Genomic DNA, 21,268 nt, shown 5'->3' on the forward strand with positions numbered 1-21,268 from the left:
TCGCTGAACAGCCATTTGCATCAGTTACTACTACTGAATAATTTCCTGTTGTTGATACTGTGATCGTTTGAGTCGTTTCACCTGTACTCCATAAATAACTTGATCCTGCATTACCTGCATCCAATGTTATGGTATTTCCATTACAAGTTTCCTGGTCGGATCCTAAATCTACTGTTGGATTCGGGTGAACGGTTACATTTACATCATCATTCGCTGAACAGCCATTAATATCGGTTAAAGTAACGGAATAGTTTCCTGTTGTATTCACTAAGATAGCTTGTAAGGTTTCTCCCGTACTCCATAAATATGTTGATCCTGGCAGACCCGCATCTAACATTACATCAACACCTTCGCAGGTTTCTTGATCTGCACCCAAATCGAATACAGGATTTGAATAAACTATTAGATTCATTTCATCGGAACCTGAACATCCATAAATATCTGTTACAATAACATTATAAATTCCTGAAACAGCAACAGTTATTGATTGAGTTGTTTCGCCAGTACTCCATAAATATGAGCCACCAGAATAATTTGCATTTAAGACAACCGAATTCCCATCACATATTTCTTTATCTGGTCCAATATCTATAGCTAGATTACTACTAATATCAATTCGCATAGTATCTGCATCAGGAACAAGACAAGGTGCTATAGGCTGTGCACTTAATTCTAAATCAACAAATCCATTCGCAATATCTGTAACGCCAGGAGTATAAGTTGCAGTTAGCAATCCTGAATTGTCAAATGTTCCATCTCCTAAACTTTTCCAGATGTATGATGATGCATTTGTTACAACACCATTTAAACCTGCAGTTCCCGATTCGCAAATAACCAGATCATTTCCTGCATCCGCAGTAACATGCTGAACCACCTCTACAGTAACATCTAAAGGAATTTCTGAAAGTTTAAACATACTAATAGCATCTAGAGCAAATGCATTATCTACACCAGTAGTATTCGTATTGTTAATTTGTATGTTTAATTGATTTGATGAATCAGAATACAAAAGTGTTTTGTATTCATTCCAATCACATGGTGAAGCTGTAGAAAAACTCAACACCACTTTACCATCAATTACTAAATCAAAATCATCAGAACTACTTCCTTTAAGATTGGTAATATTTAATGAGAATACGTAATAACTATCTGGATCAACACTAATATCCTGTTCCCAAACAGTACTATTTACTTGATCCCCCTCAACAATCAACATATTATCATTAGAATTCCCCGTTACTCCGGAACAATTACTCTTATCATTACCAAATATTCTCGTATAATCATCTACTCCATATTTACTTGACCTGTTACGACAAGATCGAGCCCACGGATTCGAGCAATAATAGTAATCACTCTGAAAACCAATATTTCCTAAAGTGAAATGTCCATTATTGACAAGTTCTAGAGTATTATCAATATAAAATAATCGAAGATTGTAAGTGGCGGTTGAATCGGGAGCAACAACAACTCTTGAAGATAAACCATCAACATCCCAATTGAATAAAAAATCGTTTCCAGCATACAATTCAACAGATTCCCCTCTACATATAATTGTATCATTCAATGTCACATCAGGCACATTTCCCGATGCACTGGTAATATTAACCATATCCATTGCCGAGCATCCATTCATATCGTAAACACGAACCGAATACAATCCAGGTTTATCAACATTTAAATATCTTCCTCTAGACCCATCATCCCATACATACATAAATTGAGAACCTGCATCCAAAGTAATAACATCACCATCATTCAGAACCTGATCAGGACCTAAATCAACAGTTGGAGGAGGAACTAAATTAACATTAATATCATCTGTTGCTGTACAGCCATTTGAATCGGTTACGGTAACTGAATAATTACCTTGCGTATACACTATTATCTCTTGGGTTGTTTCTCCTGTACTCCATAAATAAGTACCTCCAGATATGCCAGCATTCAAAACAACCGGATTACCAGTACAAACCGTACGATCAGCACCTAAATCAATTGTCAATTCCGGATAAAACCCCACATAAACAGATTCAGATTCAACACATCCGAACGAATTTGTAATTTCAACAGTATAATTTCCTGCTGTTGACACATCAATAGTTTGCGATGTTTCACCAGTACTCCATAAATAAGTAGAACCTGGATTTCCAGCATCTAAAGTATAATCACCGCCTCCGCAAGAAGCTTGATTTCCTCCAAAGTCAATAAACGGAACTGGATTTAGTGTCAATAGTAAATCATCAACTACCTGTCCACATGGATTATTAGAATCAGCAGTTGCTAATAAAATAACAGATCCATTCAATCTATCATTCGCCCCTGGTGTATAATTAGAATTAAAGTTCGATGCATCTGAAAATGTACCATCTCCTAAAGTAGACCATAAAAATCCTGTATGATTTGATGCACTTGCCGACAATATTGCCGTTTCATTTCCACAAATTGTTTGATCAGGACCTGCATTTACAATTGCTGGATCAACAACGGTTACCGTTCTAGTATCCGGAACTTCAACCAAAGGATTAAATGAAATACCATCCAAAGCATAATCATTTCCACTACGAATCAAATTTTTATTTACTATGGAGATTACAATTGATGTTTTTGTTCCTGAGTGCCACAATGAATAAAACTCTTCCCATGCACAAGTTGAACCTGAACTAGGTTCAATATAATCTCCCATTAAGACTCCATCAATCATAAACTCGAGGCGAGCAGGATTGGTAGGGTGTACATTACAAGCCCATGTAGAAAAAGCATAATATTGATTTGGATTTACGTTAATGGTTTGACTCCAAACCACAACATTTTCATCAGGTGCTCCATTTACAATCAGGTAATTATCAGGATTATTTCCTGTATGACCTCCACAAGCTGAAAAATTCGCATGATATTCATTAGGATTATCATCTACAGCATATCTTCCTTCTTGCCAAAGCGAAGCATAATGCGAATGATTAGAAGAAGAAACGCCTGCATCTGGACAATAAACGTATTCACTATAAAACCCCATATTACCCAAATCAAAATCACCATTAGTGATCAGTTCTGTTCCAGTATCAGGAATAAATACACGTAGGTTATACGAAGTTGTAACAAGCGGTGAAACAGTTATTGTTTTTGATAAATCACCTGTACTCCAATTGTACATATATGATCCTGGCTTTGCTTCAAGAATCACAGACTCACCTGCACAAATTGTTGTATCATTTACAGGTCGAACAATCTGAGCATATCCCAAATTACAACCAAATGTAAAAAACAGCGTAAAACAAAACAGCCGTAGAAGTTTATCCATTTATTCTCCTTTTAAAACGTCATCACTACAATCCTCAAACACACATCATTTTTGACGAAAGACTTATTTTATTCTCTTAAATACGTAAATCTAATGATTAAAGTTCTATAAATCATTGTCAATATATTAATAATTCTTAAACAAAATTACAAGTAGGTGACTATAAGGCACTTCTGAAGAGGAGAGCTTTTTATTAAAAATGAGATTAAATAAGCAACACTGATGTGTAACTTTATGAATATAAGATTAAATAAAAGAAGGTATCACTCTCATTCAATGAAAGGATGAAAATCTAATAAGAAGAATTAATACTGAGAATAAAAATGTATAATTAAAGTTAAAATCCATCATGAGTTTTGCGCGAATCCTCACAAAGGTTTAACAGATCTTTTAACTCCTTTTTGGTGAAAGAACGATATTTTCCTGGCTTTATATTACCAAGTGAAATATTCATGATCCGAAGTCGTTTAAGTGAGGTAACATCATATCTTAGATACTCACACATTCTTCTAATTTGTCGATTTAAACCTTGTGTAAGTACAATTTTGAAGGTATAGTTATTTACCTTGGTAACACGACATTTTTTAGTAACAGTGTCAAGAATAGGAATCCCATTTCCCATTCTCTTGATAAAATCAGAGGTGATTTTTTTATTTACCGTAACGATGTATTCTTTTTCGTGATTGTTTCTCGAGCGAAGAATTTTATTCACAATATCACCATCATTGGTCATAAAGATTAAACCTTCACTAGGTTTATCCAATCTACCAATTGGGAAAATACGCTCAGGATAATTGATGTAAGAAATAATATTTCCTTTAATTCTAAGATCGGTAGTACAAGTAATTCCAACTGGTTTGTGAAATGCTAAATAAATACTTTTTACAGTTTTAGTAACAACTTGTCCTTTAACAGATATTTCATCCTCTCTGGTAACCTTTACACCCATTTCAGCTTTTTTACCGTTCACCTTCACTTTACCTGATTCAATTAATTTATCCGCCTCGCGACGTGAACAGTATCCGGTTTCCGCTATTGCCTTATTTAATCTGGTGTATTCCATTGCTATCTTAGTTAAAAATCTTTCTGAGAAGAATTAAATTGTCGCAAAAATACAGGAATATTTTAAATATGGTACTTTCAAAAAAATTACTTAATAAACTTCCACTCCTTATCACATTCAAAACATTTATAACTCCTCTTAAATAAAGGGAAAAGAATACCCAACAGAAAGAATGTTATCAAAATAAGAAAGTTTGGCTCGCGAACCTTACCAATATTTTTGGATTTACAAAATGGACAAACAGTCTTATCCATATTCTTTGCGAATTTAACTTTTTGAATATCCCTCTCCACCAATAAATCAGCCTCTGTAATATAACCTCCACTTTTCAGATACTCAATACTTTTATCAAAATCAGATTCGTGTACTAATAATTTAACACCGCCAATTGCATTTGAACAGAAGTTATCTACTTGTGCTGTTAATTCATCTCTAATAAAAACATCAATTCCAAATGATTCTAGATAAGTCTTTGCCATATGCGCTTCCTGAGGAAGGACGGTAGTTAATACAATAATCCAATTGCTCATAAATATTTACACTTTACTGCAAATTTAATAAAACAATATAAATTACTCAACCAAGTTATTCCTTTATCATATACAATTTATTATCATCTACATTGTAAAACAATGGAGCTACAACAATTTTAGGATATTTAATTCTCAAACGTTTGGCTTCGTAAGCTACAAATTCCATGGCATTACCAACTTCAAACATGGGTGCAAAATTGTTAAAGTGTTCTTCCGCTCTAACTTGAGACCAGCCTCCTTCTTTGACCAATCCGCTAATAAATTGATCCTTTTTAGAATTCAAATTCACCATGCCACAATTATTGTGACCGATAAGTGCGATATGCTTGATTCCTCCTACCGAAATAGCATAGGAAACTTTAAATTCGCTGTATCTAAGATTAGCACCACCGGTTCTAATGATATAAGAAAAATTCTCCGGAATATGGAGATGTTTTCTGTGGTCCATGCACATTCCGACCAACAATTGTGCTTGTTTATAATCTTCAAAAGATCTATTCAAATTGTGAAATTCAAGAAGCAATCCTATTGGTGTGTTCTGGTATTCTGGTAAAATATCTTTTGTACTGTTGATTTCAATTAATTGGCTCATAGTTTTTAATAATCGTGGTTTAGAATGATTCTAAAGATAGACAATTGAACGATTATTGCAAATTGAAAACAAGCACTAAAAAATTGAAGATTCTGTAGCTGTAGTGAATTCCTCTAAAAATTTCATTCCTTTATTCGAATTTCCTTTTTTATTTAAGCGAGGGCTCCAAACTGCAATACTGTATTTCCCAGGATGTACAGCTACAATACCGCCCCCAACACCACTTTTTCCAGGTAATCCTACTTTAAACGAGAATTCTCCAGCCTCATCATATAAACCACATAATTGCATTACGGCATTGATTCTTTTCGATTTACTTGTACTTATTATCTTATCACCAGTAATTGAATTCTTACCATAGTTAGCTAAGAATAAAAAGGTCTTTGCCAATTCATCACATGTCATTTCAATAGAACACAAATTGAAGTAGAAATCCAAAACTACATCGATATCATTTTTAATGTTACCAAATGACTTCATTAGATTACACAAAGCAGCATTTCGATAGCCTGTAGATTTTTCAGATTCTGCAATTATATCTGAATAAGTAATTGTAGAATTGCCTGATAACTTTCTAACAAATTCAAGAAACTCTTTTTTAGGATTTTGAAGATGACTGACTAAAATATCAGCAACAACGATCGCTCCAGCATTGATAAATGGATTCCTGGGTATTCCCTCATCATGTTCTAACTGAATTAAAGAATTGAATGGAGTCCCTGATGGCTCAACACCAACTCTTTTCCATAAATTCTCCTCCTCTATTTCAAAGGCTAATGTAAGTGATAGTACTTTTGAAATACTCTGAATAGAAAATTTTTCTGCCGAATCTCCTAAATTATAATTACTATTTTCTATCGTAACCAAATGAACTCCGAACTTTTGAGGACTAACATTACCCAATTCAGGTATATAGTTAGCCAAATTGCCAGAATCCTTAAAACTCTGCATTTGCGATACAATGTTTGAAAATATTTTCTGATAATCCATGATGTACATATTAAGAATTCACAAAGGTACACCTTAGAATAAAACGGTGAATCTAACTAATTAGAAAATTTGCAGATCATTTTTTTTGATATTTTCGAATCATTGATAAAACCTCATTTTTCCTAAATGGTTTCGCAATATAATCCGTACATCCTGCTTCCAGAGCCTTTAACCGTTCATCGCTCATTGCAAAAGCTGTTTGAGCAATTATCGGTATATCAGAATCAAATTCTCTTATTTTATGTGTTGCATTATACCCATCTAATACAGGCATTTTTATATCCATTAAAATGAGACTAATCTTCTTATTCTCTTTGTAAATTTCAATTGCCTCTTGCCCATTAATTGCTCTAAAAATTTCCAGATTAGACTCTTCTAAAATTTCACTTATATAAAGAAAATTACTCTCCTCGTCTTCTGCAATAAGAATGCAATTATTATTTGCAATAGGCTCATCAGTATCAATATTAATAGGAATATTTTTATCACTTATCTGAATATTAACAGGAATAGTAAAATAAAAACTCGAACCCAATCCAGGAGTTGAATCAACCCAAATTTTACCACCAAGTAAATTGGTATTCCCCCTGCAAATTGCCAATCCTAAACCTGCTCCTCCTATTGTTTTTGTGGTTTCAATCTCTGCTCTTCTAAAGCGATCAAATATCCCGTCATGCATTTTCGAATCAATACCAATTCCACTATCTTTTACAAAAAATTGTATCTGAGATTGTTTGTATTCATATCCAAATTCTATTGACCCATTTTCGGTAAATTTCTGTGCATTACTTAACAAATTATTTACAATTTGTCTAAACTTTACTTCATCTGTTACAATAACAGAATCTTCTTCGCTCAATCCCTTTACCAATTTCAACGATATTCCCTCATTTAATGTCGCCGAATACGTATTGTAATAGTCATCAAGTATTTTATTAATACTCACCGAATTTCTTGCAGCTTCAATATTTCCGGTTTCTATTAACGACAAATCCAAAACATCGTTAACAACATTCAACAGCTGATCAGAGCATTGTGTAATAATACTCAAATATTTTTCCTTTTGTGATATTGATAAATCATCATCTTTTAAAAGTCCTGCAAAACCAACAATTCCATTCATTGGAGTCCGGATTTCATGAGACATATTCTGCAAAAAGGCTGATTTTAATCTGTCACTTTCCTTAGCTTTTGATTCCGCATTTCTAATTTTCAGCAAATGCTTTTTCAATAAAAAAAAGAAAAGTATACCTGTCATCAATACATAAAACCACCCTTTATAGGTTTGTATTGAAGTTAAGTGATCAACATCATGAATTAGAGTTTTTACAATTCTATCTGAGAATAAAATCCATGCTCCACCTATTAATAGATATGCAAGGAAAAACTGATATTCGAATTTCAAAAAGAATCTTTTCACGTATATTGACTTTAAACTTATTACCAATTCTAACCCGTTTTAAACGAGGCAATAAAATTAATTATTTTAATATTATCTGCAAATATTAAATTCAGCTTAACTAACAATAAAACAATCCATTAAAAGATTCTATTTTTAAAACCCTTTAATCATCAAAAACATTGTACTTGGCTTGTCTTTCTTTCCATCTTTCGCGGGCATATTGCTGCATGTCCACGACCTTATCATGCTCATCAACAATTTCAAGCCCTAATAAAGTTTCAATAATATCTTCCATGGTAACGATTCCATCCATTCCTCCATACTCATCAACAACAAGGGCAATATGTTCCTTATTATTTAACAATTTATCCCAGGTATTTAGTAGGGTTTGAAATTCTGATATTATGACAATTTCGCGAGATATTTCCTTTAATAAAACATCATTCTTTCCTTCAGCCAATTCCTCAAAAATCTTCTGGCGAAATACATAACCGGTAATATTGTCCTTATTACCAGAATAAATTGGAATTCGTGAATAATACAAATACTCTTTATTTTTCAAAAACTCCTTTAAACTCATATTCTCATCAGCAACTGTAACCACTACCCTAGGTGTCATTATATCCGTTACATTTATCGATTTTAAGCGAATAAGATTCTGTATAATTCTATTCTCTTTCTCTTCAAATACACCTTCTTCGGTTCCAATTTTTGCCATTGCCGATATTTCTTCTCTACTAATCGAAGCCTCTTCTTGCTTACTTGCAATTATCTTAGAGAGATAAGTAGTAAACAACACCAACGGATAAGTTAATATCACCATTGACTGAATTACAATCCCAGATAAGATGGCTAACTTTCTCCAATATATAGCCCCAATTGTTTTTGGTATTATTTCAGAAAATATTAAAATCAACAAGGTAAGTACCGCAGATACAACACCAAAATAAACCTCCCCAAACAATTTCGTAGCCTCAGCTCCAACTCCCGCAGCTCCTATTGTATGAGCAATTGTGTTTAAAGATAAAATCGCTGCAAGTGGTCGCTCAACATTGTCTTTTAATTTCAAAAATACAGATGCTTTTTTTGATCCTTCATCAATTTTAACATTCAAAAAAGATATTGGCGTAGAAAGCAAAACCGATTCAAGAATTGAACACAAAAAGGAAATAAAAAGTGCTATAAATAAATAGAAAAATAAAAGAAACATAAATTTTATGGATATTAGTTATTTGGTGTAATTTACCAATTTTCAGAACGAATAAAAATAGGATTAGCCCTAATTATCTATACTGGTCTTGTGTTCATTTTTACCTACAACACTAAACTTTTTATACAACGTAACCCCCTGTTCATCAACTAAAGTAAGTAAATGCTCCCCTTCAGCAGGACTCAATTCCTTTTGATGAGACTGAGACGTAGTGCCAATAAATTCTCCATCCAAATGCCAATAAACAGTCATTTCCGGATCATGGTGAGCCATCTCAAAGACCACACTTCCTCTCATTCCATCCAAATCAATTGGTACAAACAATCGATCATTTCCTTTCGGATAAATCAATTCCATTACTTTTGAGTCTCCAGTTCCTATACAATCATCACGAAAAGTTGGTAAGGGACGATACAAAGGATTTCTTTTCTTATAGTACCATTCGATTGCAGGTGGCAAAACAAACCACGATTGATGAACCATATTACTAACATTCTCACAATCTGAATTTACACGATATCGTTTCGACTGGTCTAAATGTACCAATTTGTGATAAGGACATACTTCTGTTTCTAAACCAGATTTACTAATCCACATTGAATCTACCTCTTCACACCACCTTCCTGCTCTATGTCCGCTATTTCGACAAATTGGAACTAAGTCCATTTCCTCATAAGGTTGCTCGAACCACTCCGTTTTCGGGAGCAAATCAAAAACATCAAACATTACGGGTGCAGCAACACTAACACCTGTTAATCCTGGTCTACCTTCTCCATCAGCATTACCAACCCAAACACCAACAACATATTTCGGTGTTGTACCAATTGCCCATGCATCGCGAAAGCCAAAACTTGTACCTGTTTTCCATGCTACTTTCTGAGACGAAGAAAATGATTTCCAACCGTTCTCACCATCTGGTCTATTCACTTCTAATAAAGCCTCAAAGGTCTGATAAATAGCTGAAGCTTTCATAATTGGCTGAGAATCTTCTCTCTTTAATTTATTCTTCTGTATTGTATAGCTAGCCTTTCTGATATCATTGGTGTAATAAGTTCCATCATAACTATTGTAGTGATTTAAAATTCGAGACATACTGGCATACATGCCACATAGCTCCCACATTCTACCTTCAGCTCCTCCCAAAATCAGAGATAATCCATAATGTCCTGCTGGTCTATTCAAAGTATTCATGCCCATTTTTCTAAGCAAAAAATGAAAACGCTCCACTCCATAACCTCTTAACATTCTAACTGAAGGAACATTTAAAGAGCGTGCCAAGGCATTTTTTGCCGGAACAGCACCATCATATCTCAAATTAAAATTCTTAGGTGAATAACCTGCTATCTGAGTTGGAATATCTGGCACCAAAGTATTGGATAAAATTTCTCCTTCATTAATCATACTAGCAAACAAAAATGGCTTTAAAACACTACCTGTACTTCTCGCCGATCGTATAATATCCACCTGATTTCCATGATTATTAAATCCAGTCCTCTCTGAATTTCCTACATATGATAATGCTTGCCCCGTTTCTGTACTTAGAACCAAAACAGCAATATTATGAATCTCATTTGCCTCAAGATGCTTCTGATGTTTTCTGACAATGCTATTAACTCGTTCCTGTAAACCATAATTTATAGTGCTTATTACCTTTTCTCCACGATGCTCCTTATGAGCTCTATCCAGTAAATGAGGAGCAATTCTTGGTAAGTGATGAATTTTTTGAGGAATCTCTTCCTGTTTTGCCAACTCACAAGTAGTCGAATCAATCTCTCCTTTTTGCAGCAACCTATCCAATAGTCGATTTCGTTTTAATCGTAATTTTTCACTGTTCTTACCAGGATAAATCAGTGATGGAGCATTAGGTAAGACTGCTAAAGTTGTCGCCTCTGACCAGGAAAGTTCATTTACATTTCTACCAAAGAATCGCCAGGCTGCAGCATCCAATCCTACTACATTTCCGCCAAAAGGCGCATGCGAGGCATATTTAGCTAAGATCTCTTCCTTTGAGTAGCTTAATTCCAGCCTCAGAGCAAGAAGCATTTCTACCAATTTCTGATAAACCGATCGTGATTTTCCTTTCCGAGAAATTCGAATCAACTGCATACTAATGGTGCTTCCTCCACTAACTATTCTCCCTGATTTTAAGTTTTGAATTACCGCTCTACCAACTGCAACGGGATTAACACCTGGATGCCAGTAAAAATATTGATCCTCGAATGTTAAAAGAGATTTCTCGAACTTATTAGGAGTCTCTACCAAATCAGGAAATCTCCACTGACCATCATCTGCAATTCTGGCTCCCAACAAGCTTCCTTCCCTACTATACAAAATGGTAGAAGTAGGATCTTGAAATAGGTTTGATGGCAATGAGAACCAAAAAATAATAGACAATAGCAAAAATGCCAACATAAACATGCGGTATTTTCCTGATTTACAATATTTAAATCTATTAAATTTCATATGAATTCCCCGATAGATTTTGAGAACTATCGGGGATATTTTATTTATTTCACAACTTCAATCCATCTACCAGGTTTTCTGGCATTCACCTTATCATCGTACATCGCTTCACAACTAACCGTTGGCAAATAAAACTTACCAACATAAGCCGCTGTTAAAGTAATGGTAAAAGTTTTACTCTTACTTTTTTCCAAGTCGAAATATGAATAAACACGATCATCGCGAATATCCTGATAATCTGGTTGATCTCCAACATTATTTTCGTCAACTTCTCCAAAACGTGTATTTAATATTTCCCAACCAGAAGGAAATATCTGCGTTAAAGCCATTTGCTCATAATTATTAACTACGCCAGGATTCGTAATCTTCACTTCAGCTTTAAAATCTGTTCCTTGTTGCAATTTACTAACGTCAATAGTATTCCCTTGCATATCCTTATAAGCAATATTCAGCTTCAAGTTCATTTCTGATGAAGATTGATCACCTGTTTCAGGGATTCCATTCATACTCAATCTTGCATACAATATTCCATCAGCTAAATTGGTTAATTTCAATTTAGGAGCACCTTTACTAAGATCAATTGGAATTTGTGTTACAGGTCGGTTACTTGTCAATTCTTCCTCATTTTGTCCATTAATTGAATACGAGAAAGTCATTTTGCCACTCTCTCCTTTTCCTGCAAATTCTGCCATTGCAATTAGACAATAAGCGGTAGTTTGAGTACTCATCCATGAATCACTCGATAACTTATTCGAAATTTCCTTAACCAATGGAAATGCCTTTGTTTTTTGATCTAATAAACTTAGAGTTTCTAAAATCATTGCCTTATCTCGAGTTGAAGAACCAAAACTTCCTGAATGTTCTCTGTAAGCTGGAATCTCAGTACTTAAACCATCAATCAACTCCTCTGCAACCTCTTTCTTTCCAATAATACGATAAGTCGCAGCCAATCTCCACTTCGCATCATCTGATAGTTTCGATTGCTCTCTCATTCTATTCATCGATGCCAAGTCAGCATTATCAGCCAGAGCCAAAGTATATAATCGGTAGGCTTGTATCAAATCATTTCTTCGATAATAGTAACCATTATAAGAGCTCTGTTTCCATGATTTAGCTGCCGATTTTTGATATTTTATCCATGATGATTTTAAACCAACAGGTAAAGTATATCCCAATTCTTCAGCTTTTAAAATAAAGTGACCACCATAACTGGTTCCCCATGCATCTGCATAACCTCCGCCTGGCCAGTAACTAAATCCACCATTTGCCAATTGGAAACTTAACAAACGAGTTAAGCCTGCACGCACGTTATCTTCAATTCTTAGCTTTTGATTCGCAGTTAAATCCACAACAGTTTCCAAAAACAATTGTGGTAATACCGCAGAAGTAGTTTGCTCTATACATCCGTGAGGATAATCAATCAAATACTCCAAACGACGACCAAAATCAATTGGTGGGATATTCGAAAGTTCCAAAATTGCTTTATTGGTTCCTTCCATACCAGGCAGATTAGCCAAATATTCCCAGCTTTGATCTTTCTTCAGTAAAGTATCACTTACATTTGTAACTCTTGGATTGGGATTGCGAACATCCAATTCGATATCGTAAGTAGCTTTATTATTCCCACTTTCTGCAATCACTTTCACTTTTGCAATACCCAATTTCGAAGCAACTTTCAAGTCAAAATCAACTACTTGTTCCCCAACTTTATCAAAACTTATATTTTTCTCTTTCTCAGCAAGAGGTAACAAATATTCGTTTGGTTCAATTCTTAGCTTTACATTTTTAACCTTAGGATCCATAGCAAAAACAGTAACCAGAAGTTTAACTGTTTCACCCGGACCGACCACTCTTGGCAATGTTGCCAAAACCATTAATGGTTTACGAACCTGACACGTTTTCTCTGCCGATCCATACGCACCCTTATTACCTGCAACCACCATTGTTCTTACCGATCCCACATAATTAGGCATAGTAATTTTGTGCATTTTGGTATCGCCTGCATACAATGTAAACGGACCATAGAACATTACAACAGGTTTGAATCTATTGGCTTTGGCTTGCTTCTTCCCTTTCAAATCCTCATCACCACCAATGGCAAATGCTTTCTCTAATCTTGCACCAAAAGCACCCATTACCATATCGTACATATCCCAGGTTTTAACTCCTAAGGCTTCGCGAGCATAAAATGTAGACCATGGATTAGGAGTTTTAAATCTGGTCAAATCCAATAATCCGTCATCAACAACAGCAATCGTATAAGTCATTGCATTGCCATTTTTCTCTGAAACTTCAACCTCAAATTCTTTTTCAGGTTCCAAGATTTCTGGCATTTCAATTTCAGGATTCAATCTTGTATTCGGATCTTCAACCAATAGTGGAATTACACCGTACATTCTAATTGGCAAGTCGTTTTCAACTTGTCCGTGAGGCTGAATTAAGCTCACATGCACATAAGCATTTGGTGCCATTTCCGGAGTCACCTCAAAAGAGAATTCTGATTCTCTTGAACCTGTTTCCACCCAAAATGCATCCAATACTTTAGCACCTGTTTCGATACTTACCAGTGCTTTTCCTGATTTTGAGGATGGAATTGTAATTTTCGCTTCTTCGCCCACTTTGTATTTATCCTTATCGGATACAAATGACAGTAAGCTTGCATTCCCCGGCATTCCTTCTGGAGTTCTGCCATACCATTTCGAGAAATATGCAGTTAGACCAGCAGAATGACCACTTTCCTTATCGAATACCTGGATAAGATACCTTCCATAATCTTGCCATGAATGATATGGAATATTCAACTTATAAGTTCCAACCCCATTTTTGGTTGAAATTGTTTTACGATCCACAATTCTGGTTGAGCTTCTTCCAATATAAGAAGCTAAATTCTCCTCATCGGAATCCCACCACCAGCGCCAGCCAATCTTATATGTTTTAATTACAATTTTATCTCGGCTTACCGGATTGCCATCAGCATCCAGAGTTGCAATTTTCAATTCATGATCTGTATCCGTAAGGTACCATCCTCTTTCCGATTCAGGCATTTGCAATCCAACAAACGAATTGTAAGGAGCAAATTTCACTCTTTGCATATCAATACTAAAATCACCACCTTCTTCAAATACTCGGGTAATGAAATTGGCATTCAACATACCAGGAGCTGATTTGTTTCCTTTCAGTTTTAAATCAATTTTGGCTTCTCCATTCTGATCAACCTTTCCATCAAATATAACTTGCTCATCAGCATAGAAATCTTTTGCAGGATCATCAAAAATGTATCCTTTATGATCCTTAAAAGAAGTTTTAGTAGGTGAAAATCTCAAACTAATGTTCGATTTCAAGTTTCTGGCAGTAGCACCATGCAGCCATTTCACTTCCATGTCAGCCTTTTGACCTTCCACTTTCGATTTTAAAACCTTCGTTCCAAAATCAAGTTTTATCTTCAGTCTATTTGGCTTTACCGTTTCAATTTTAATGGTTTTACTAAAGGTAGCTCCACCAACCTTTATTCTTGCAGACCAATTGCCCGTAGGAGCATCAGCTTCGGTTGAACAGGTAAATGAATAAAAACCATTTACTCCTGCTGTACTTACTCTGTGTACAACTGTCTGTCCTTCCGGATTAATCAATTCAAAAATTACAGGATGATTATCAGGCAATACTTTGCTTGCATCTTCCAAAACAAAATTCAAATATAGATTATCACCAGGACGCCAAACGCCACGCTCTCCATAAATATATCCTTTAATACCTTTTTGAATGGTTTTTCCACCTACATCGAAACTACTCAAGGAAAGTGCCGAACCATCATCTAAACGCAAATATCCTCTTTGATTTCCTTTTTTTGCAATCAGTAGAAACGGTTTACGATCCAGCTGCACTTTAGCCAAACCTTCATTATCTGTTTTTATTCTTGCCATCAATTGTTTCTGATAATTGTAAATTTCCAGATCAACTCCGGATTCAGGATTAGCAGTTAGCAAATTTGAAACGACAAAAATGATGGACTTATCATTCCCAGCCTTTGCAATCAAACCTAAATCTGAGGCAAAAACATTTCTTTTTATAAATTTTCCAGATCTGTAGTAAGAAACATGACAAGGATTTTCTTTTTCGTTCCAATCATATCCTGATGGATAGTAGTAATCATCGTACCATCCAGGATTATCCCAAGATTTCATTTCACGCTCCAGTTCCTGTTCAGCTACAATTTCATCAACACTTGCCAAACCATCTTCTTTCTCTTCCTCATCTTCACATCCGTAAAGCGCATACTCTTTTCTAAATCGCAACTCAATACGATAAATCGATCCTGGATTCACATCAACAAAATCAGCAATATCAATGGTATATGCATTCCATTTTCTAAGATCAACTGCTCTATTGGTTCCCAAATCAACACGTTTTTGCAATATTAAACGAGCTACACGCTTAAGATTACTCGTTTGATTCATTCGATTGTCTTGCAGAAACTGATGTACATTATTCTCAAATACTTCAATCACTCGCAAATCAACCGATTTAAGACTTACCGCCTCAAAAGGCATAATCAAACCTTGCGACGAAGGAGAAATAATTCCTTTTCCAAGCAAACGAACAGCTGGCTTTATGTTCTCGAATACCAACTCAATTTTACGACTATCTTTTAAGGAGTAATCGAGAGCATTCTTAATTCCCTCTTCAAGGCGAATTACTTTTTTACCCGAAAGGCGATACTTTAAGTAAGCTCTTACCTCATTGCCATCAATTATAAATTTAAAACCTGATTGTCCTTCAATTCGAATCAGTCCTTTTAAATTTTGATCCTTCTTCAATGGATCGGTAAAACGAATGGAAACATATTGTTCAGGCTGTTGAATCACAACAGCACTAATCACTTTAAATACATTTAAAGCAGGAATCTCAACTTCTTCTTCTCCACTTTCTTTAACCTTAATCAAAGAACCATCCCACTCAATCAGCAATTCTCCCTTATCTTCTTGTCTGATTAAACTATCAACCACAAAATGGTGCAATTTACCATCTCCTGAATGTGACCATGAAATAGGCTTAGAATCTCCATTTAAACTTGCCTTTAGAACCGACTCTATTTCATCATCAGTAATTACATCGGCAGTTGTAAGATATCCCTTGTACTTTTGGGTCAGCATATCCGTTTTATCGTAAGACTGCAAGCCTTCACCAGAAAAGCTAAAGCTCTGTTTAATGGTCTGGAAATTAAATTTAAGAGTCGTATATTTCTCAGGCACTTCCAATATTTTTTTCAGATTAACCTTAACCTGATATACTTGACCGGATGCCATTCTATTGTCTGGACGAAACTCCAGAGTTCTTGGATCTTTCCAATATGCCTTTCCTTTAATTTTAGGGCTAATATTAACAATACCAGACTCTAACTCCTGACCTGGCTCAATCTTCTGTTCCACATCCTTCACCAAACGAATTTGAATCGCCGATTCCACCGAAACTACTCCTGAGGTAAAAGCTGAAACATATTGTCCAAAACCCGGATCAACCTTTCTTCTAACTTGCTTTTTGTCCTTGCAGGAAAATACAGCCGAAAGTAGCATCAACGGCACAATTAATAGGCAGAAAATCTTTCTCATTTTGTTCTATAGATTGGTGTATAATAAATCAGCATAATATTAGCTATTGAAAATGACTATTCAAATAAAAAAGCCATCATAATGATTCTAAAATAAAGTGCATATTACAATTCATTTCGTAAATTCACCATTGTAAATATTCTAAAATTTCTAAAGTATCAAATCCATTCATTATCTGAACAATACACTGCGAAATCAAATTTTAATTCATTTTTCCTCTTTAACTCAGACAACCAAATGTATAAAATCTGCATTCTAATGGATGTAAAACAATAAATGATTCGATCAATTTGTGAAAAACCTTATTAAATCACTTAAAAGGAATAAACCGAAAGCACAACAAAAAGCATTCAATCTATTTGCAGATTATCTGTTCAGGGTTTGCTATCGCTATTTGAATAATCGGGAGCGAACCGAAGAGGTTCTATCTCAAACATTCCTGAATATTTTTAATGAGATTCACAAAACAGATATTACGGAAGAGGCGCCTTTAAAAGCCTGGATGAAAAAGATTGCCATCAATCAATCTCTCATGGAAATACGAAAACGAGTTCAGTTTTCACAAACTCTTGAACTGATTGAGGAAATTGAAGAATCAGAAATTACAAGTGATGAACATTTGCTCGAAAATGATTTGATTCAAATGGTATTGGATCTGCCAGAAGGCTATCGAACTATTTTTAGTTTGTATGCAATAGAAGGATACAAACACGAAGAAATTGCAAAGAAACTCAGCATTTCAGTAGGCACATCGAAATCGCAGTTGAGTAAAGCAAGAAAATTATTAAAAGTAATGATTAGTAAAACAGAGATAAGACATGAAGCAATCCGTTGAAAAACAAATAAAAAATGCATTTGATAATTGGGATCACCAATCTCAAACCATCGGCTTTAATAAAAGTAGCTTGTGGAATTCTATGCAAGCATCAAAACAGGTGAGTATTTTTCCATGGTTTAAGGTGGCTGCAATTGCTATAATCATTTTACTTACTGGAGCTTTAAGCTATAATATCTACGAAAGTAACGATCTTAAGAACAAGCAACAATTACTTCTATCAGATATGGAAATTCTGAAAAATAGTTTTACCACTGAACCTATGGTAAAAAAGGAGATTGAAATAAAATACAAAACTCAAATAAAAGAAGTTGTTTCTCCTGAAATAAAAGTCCGAATTTCACAGCTAGAAACGAACTATTCTAATTTGTTGAATGAAAATAAAAGCCTAAAAGAAAACATTAAGCAATATGCAAATAGCAACTATATCCTTCATGATAGCTTACTAAATCTGAGAAGAGATAAAGAATATTTGCAAGAAGTGTATGCACAGCAAATGGAATATTTAAAAGAGCAGGAACAATCTGGTTTTTCAATTGATATCAACGAAGAAGCTCTGGCAGCACTTACTGAAACTTTAAAGCCAGATACAAAAGAACAAAACAATAAACTAAAATTCAGAATTAAAAAAAACCGGAATATCAATGAAACATCGGCGCCAATTTTCAGGGACATTACCATTAAATAAACTGACATAATAAAATCAATTTCCAATGACACATATAAATAAAATTATTGGAGTATTCCTACTCTTCATTTCATTCTCATTCAATGCATTCTCATCAAATGATAAATATTTTCATCCGGATACTATTCGTTTACAAATGCCTAATGAAAGTACTATAGAATTTAGAGGCACTTATACTAAAGAATCTGAAATTGAAAAAAATATCGATTTCAAAAACACATTAGGCAGTTTCCTTAAACGCTGGGAGGTTTTAAACATTAAGAATCTGGATTCAAACACGCCAATAAAAATTACTTGTACAAAATTGAAGCATTTTCAGGTTGAAAAACAAATAGTAATCACTATCGAGGAAAAATCTAAAAAACAACAAATTACTTTCCCTTTAGACAATCCTGTAGCCCTAACCATAAAGGGAAAACATACTCTGGAGTTGAACTCAGAACTTGCCATTTATTTCGATAAAATTGAACAATTACAAGAGCTAGCTAATACAGATCTCAGCAAAACATTTGAAAATATAGACAAGCAATTGCATCAAACTGGAGAATATCAATTATCAGAAATGCCATTTTCTGCATGGCTAAAAATAAAAAACGATAATTCAGCTAAATTACTCAACAAACAAAACCTTATTCCTCAATCAATCGATCAGATTATTTTGTCAGGTGGAACTTCACTTGAAAATGTAAAAGGAGACTGGAACGGAGGTTTTTACGCTAATATGTCATTCCAATTGGGACGTAAATCTACACCAAAGCATGCATTAAAATTAGAATATGAATGGATGTATGATTTCTCATCAGATGAAAAAAACATCAATCATTGGATTAGTTTGGGTTATGCTCATAACCAATCAAGAAATCCAAATAAAACAAATTGGGTGGAAATTACCACTGGATATTTGATTAAGCGTAAAGGAGACCTATTTGATAAAGATACATTCCGACTTGGTGTAAACAAAAGAATCCATAAAAATGTGAGTGTAGAACCTCAAATCTACTTCAATGATTTCTTTGAAGATGTTTACCCTGGATTCAAAATCAAAATACACTTGTAAAAATACAAAACACTGTTGTCTATAGATTTTCTAACCCAATTAATCTATGAATGTAGAGTATGGCTTATCCTAACAATAAGCCATGCTTTACTCTACTACACCCCAAACCGGACAAGTCACACAAACTCAAATCACAAAAATGAACAAGTATTGCGCTATTCTACTAATATCAATTCTATTTGCTAGCTGCCAATCTATCAAAATCACTGAAAGTACAGATTACTCTACTTATCTAAGAAATGGCAAATTGATCATCTCAACAGACAGTCTTCTGAAAACAAAAGAGATCATCAAGAAATACCATCCCAATCCTTTTAATTCAATTTCTGAAGCTGATTTTGACGCCCATATTAAACAGGTTGCAAAATCCTTTCCTAGCGATCCAATTTCTGAAACAGAATATCTTTATCAACATCGAAAAGCCTTTGATACCCTAACCTATGGCGATCCTCATTTTCTAATTTTACCACAATTAAGAAGATATCCTGAATATAAACTTAAGGGAAAGCACATAAAGGTTTGGCCATTCAAGATGATTTGTATTAACGATTCTTTAATCGTGAGCGAAAGTCTAAATCCGCAATTACAAAAAGGAGATTTACTCTTGTCTATCAATAACCGATCTACCAAAGAAATTGTAAAATACACTTACCATCACCGGTTTATGGAGGCTACTTTTACACAGGCACAAAATCATTTTTGTTTTGCTCCCAACTACAATATTGAATTCTTGAGAAAAGGCAATAAGTACAAAATAAAAGTGGCAGGAGTTCCTTTGCACAAATATCATTTTAAGGGAGAATATTTTCCTGAAAAAATTTACGACGCCTATCAAACGGGATATTTTGGTATTCACAATTTCAACAACAACAAATACATGATCAAAAAGCTTTCTAAATATATTAAGAAGCTTCAAGCCAAAGGATATCAAAACCTTGTAATTGATATTCGAAAAAATCCAGGTGGAAGAGGTGATCGTTTCGATGAACTGATTTCTTTGTTTTGTGATAAAGATACTATTGATTATCAGAGTGAATGTAGAGTTAAAGTTTCAAAGACTACTCTGGATTATGGTTTCCCAGAAGATTCATTGGGAAAAGTTTGCAGTATTCCAGAAAGTGAATTGATACGAAAATGCCCATTACAACCAGAAAATTATCCTGGAAAAATGAACGTTTATGTATTGGTAAGTAAGTTCACTGCATCAACAGCATCTACTTTTGCCAATATCATTCAATACAACAAACTAGGCACTTTGGTTGGTGAACCTTTAGCTCATAATGCTCTGCGATATGGTGAGATTACAACCGCCAAATTAAGCCATTCTCTAATGGTTCTTTCAACCATGGAAATGGATGAATACAGTAATCAAATCAATGGAATTATTCAACCTGAAATTCTGATTCCTTACAAAGCAGATGAATACATGAATGGTGGTGATCCAATTTTGAAACACACTTTAGAACACATAAAATCAACATCAGGTTTATCCGCTAACTAAATCAAAAAACAAATCCCCTTTACAGCATTT

The 21,268-nt window shown here is 34.5% G+C and carries 13 protein-coding genes; 4 read left to right on the forward strand and 9 right to left on the reverse strand.

Features of this window, described 5'->3' with window-relative positions; translation table 11 throughout:
- From GCQ56_RS09090 to GCQ56_RS09130, 9 genes are all read right to left on the reverse strand, one after another.
- The coding region (locus GCQ56_RS09090) for a hypothetical protein (protein ID WP_152734169.1) at positions 1 to 3,298 on the reverse strand (3,298 nt) is incomplete at its 3' end.
- A 337-nt stretch (positions 3,299 to 3,635) separates the two neighbouring features.
- Positions 3,636 to 4,361, reverse strand: coding sequence for a pseudouridine synthase (locus GCQ56_RS09095; RefSeq protein ID WP_152734170.1), 726 nt, complete (start codon positions 4,359 to 4,361; stop codon positions 3,636 to 3,638).
- Positions 4,362 to 4,447: 86 nt separating this feature from the next.
- Positions 4,448 to 4,891 carry a DUF2007 domain-containing protein gene (locus tag GCQ56_RS09100; protein ID WP_152734171.1) on the reverse strand — a complete coding sequence of 148 codons (444 nt, stop codon included), beginning with the start codon at positions 4,889 to 4,891 and terminating at the stop codon, positions 4,448 to 4,450.
- A 55-nt stretch (positions 4,892 to 4,946) separates the two neighbouring features.
- Positions 4,947 to 5,486 carry a carbonic anhydrase gene (locus GCQ56_RS09105; protein ID WP_152734172.1) on the reverse strand — a complete coding sequence of 180 codons (540 nt, stop codon included), beginning with the start codon at positions 5,484 to 5,486 and terminating at the stop codon, positions 4,947 to 4,949.
- A gap of 75 nt (positions 5,487 to 5,561) precedes the next feature.
- Positions 5,562 to 6,476: a glutaminase gene (locus GCQ56_RS09110; RefSeq protein ID WP_152734173.1), complete on the reverse strand. Its 915-nt coding sequence runs from the start codon at positions 6,474 to 6,476 to the stop codon at positions 5,562 to 5,564.
- Between the two features lie 76 nt (positions 6,477 to 6,552).
- A complete protein-coding gene (locus GCQ56_RS09115; protein WP_152734174.1) occupies positions 6,553 to 7,896 on the reverse strand; it encodes a response regulator in 1,344 nt (447 codons plus the stop codon).
- Positions 7,897 to 8,041: 145 nt separating this feature from the next.
- On the reverse strand, positions 8,042 to 9,088 hold the full coding sequence (locus GCQ56_RS09120) for a CNNM domain-containing protein (RefSeq protein ID WP_152734175.1): 1,047 nt from the start codon (positions 9,086 to 9,088) through the stop codon (positions 8,042 to 8,044).
- Positions 9,089 to 9,157: 69 nt separating this feature from the next.
- The gene (gene pbpC, locus GCQ56_RS09125) at positions 9,158 to 11,551 is read right to left on the reverse strand and encodes a penicillin-binding protein 1C (RefSeq protein ID WP_152734176.1); all 2,394 of its coding nucleotides are present in this window, start codon (positions 11,549 to 11,551) and stop codon (positions 9,158 to 9,160) included.
- A gap of 44 nt (positions 11,552 to 11,595) precedes the next feature.
- Positions 11,596 to 17,157, reverse strand: a complete 5,562-nt coding sequence (locus GCQ56_RS09130) for an alpha-2-macroglobulin (protein ID WP_152734177.1) — start codon at positions 17,155 to 17,157, stop codon at positions 11,596 to 11,598.
- A 292-nt stretch (positions 17,158 to 17,449) separates the two neighbouring features.
- Between GCQ56_RS09130 and GCQ56_RS09135 the strand changes: the two genes are divergently transcribed.
- The 4 genes from GCQ56_RS09135 to GCQ56_RS09150 all read left to right on the forward strand — a co-directional run bounded on the left by GCQ56_RS09135 (position 17,450) and on the right by GCQ56_RS09150 (position 21,238).
- Entirely contained in the window at positions 17,450 to 17,992 is a 543-nt protein-coding gene (locus tag GCQ56_RS09135) for an RNA polymerase sigma factor (RefSeq protein WP_152734178.1), read from the forward strand.
- A complete protein-coding gene (locus GCQ56_RS09140) occupies positions 17,976 to 18,680 on the forward strand; it encodes a hypothetical protein (RefSeq protein ID WP_152734179.1) in 705 nt (234 codons plus the stop codon). The genes GCQ56_RS09135 and GCQ56_RS09140 overlap by 17 nt, the downstream gene beginning before the upstream one ends.
- 25 nt (positions 18,681 to 18,705) lie before the next feature.
- Positions 18,706 to 19,737, forward strand: a complete 1,032-nt coding sequence (locus GCQ56_RS09145) for a hypothetical protein (protein WP_152734180.1) — start codon at positions 18,706 to 18,708, stop codon at positions 19,735 to 19,737.
- Positions 19,738 to 19,876: 139 nt separating this feature from the next.
- A complete protein-coding gene (locus GCQ56_RS09150; RefSeq protein WP_193323754.1) occupies positions 19,877 to 21,238 on the forward strand; it encodes a S41 family peptidase in 1,362 nt (453 codons plus the stop codon).
- Positions 21,239 to 21,268 lie beyond the last annotated feature (30 nt).

The organism is Marinifilum sp. N1E240 (assembly GCF_009295825.1).
In the GTDB taxonomy this organism is placed as follows: domain Bacteria; phylum Bacteroidota; class Bacteroidia; order Bacteroidales; family Marinifilaceae; genus Marinifilum_A; species Marinifilum_A sediminis.